At 70.7% G+C, this 942-nt stretch carries 1 protein-coding gene; it reads left to right on the top strand.

What is annotated here, in order from left to right; genetic code table 11:
* A partial coding sequence (locus N2041_RS14390; RefSeq protein ID WP_297679279.1) for an NAD(P)H-dependent glycerol-3-phosphate dehydrogenase occupies positions 1-868 on the top strand: 868 nt, incomplete at its 5' end.
* Positions 869-942 lie beyond the last annotated feature (74 nt).

Here is a 942-nt window from a genome sequence, read left to right as displayed (position 1 = left end):
CGTCAACGATGTCTTCCTGCCCGGCTTTCCGCTGACGGAAAACGGGGCGCAGACCTCCGACCTCCGCGCCGCCCTCGAAGGCGCCGCCATCGTGCTCAGCGTCATGCCCTCGGATCATGTGCGGCGTCTCTATGCGGAAATGCTCCCCTGGCTCGATCCCCGCATGCTGTTCGTCAGCGCCACCAAGGGCCTCGAGCAGGGCACGCTGAAACGCATGTCGGAGGTGATCGCCGAAGTCCTCTCCGCCCGCTTCGCGCCCCGCATCGGCGTGCTCAGCGGCCCCACCTTCGCCCGCGAAGTGGCCCGCGGCGAGCCCGCCGCGGTCGTCATCTCCTCCGCGGACCAGGAGCTCGCCCGCACCGTCCAGCACGCCTTCTCCGGACCCACGCTCCGCCTGTACACCAACAGCGACCCCGTCGGCGTCGAGCTCGGCGCATCGCTGAAAAACGTCATCGCCATCGCCGCCGGCGTCTGCGCCGGCCTCGGCCTCGGCGCCAACACGCTCGCCGCGCTCATCACCCGCGGCCTCGCCGAAATCCCCCGCCTTGCCGTCGCCGCCGGCGGACAGGCGCGCACCCTCGCCGGCCTGGCCGGCCTCGGCGACCTCGTGCTCACCTGCACCGGCGACCTCAGCCGCAACCGCATGGTCGGCATCGAGCTCGGCCGCGGCCGCGCCCTCTCCGAGATCCTCGCCGGCATGCGCATGGTCGCCGAAGGCGTCCACACCACCTTCGCCGCCGCCGAGCTCGCCGCGCGGCTCGGCGTCGACATGCCCATCACCCGCCAGATGCACGCCGTGCTCCGCGGCGAAAAGAGTCCGCGCGAGAGCCTGCGCGAACTCATGGAGCGCTCGCTCAAGGAGGAGTAGCTCCGCCCCGGCGGAAAGCTTCCTCTTCGAGCGCCCCTCTGTTACGATTTCTCAATATGCGGATGCTCCACAGG

The sequence above is a fragment of the Tepidiforma sp. genome (assembly GCF_026419595.1).
Taxonomy (GTDB): Bacteria; Chloroflexota; Dehalococcoidia; order Tepidiformales; family Tepidiformaceae; genus Tepidiforma.
The sequence above is the reverse complement of the archived record's forward strand: the minus strand, read 5'-3'. Positions and strand labels throughout refer to the sequence as shown.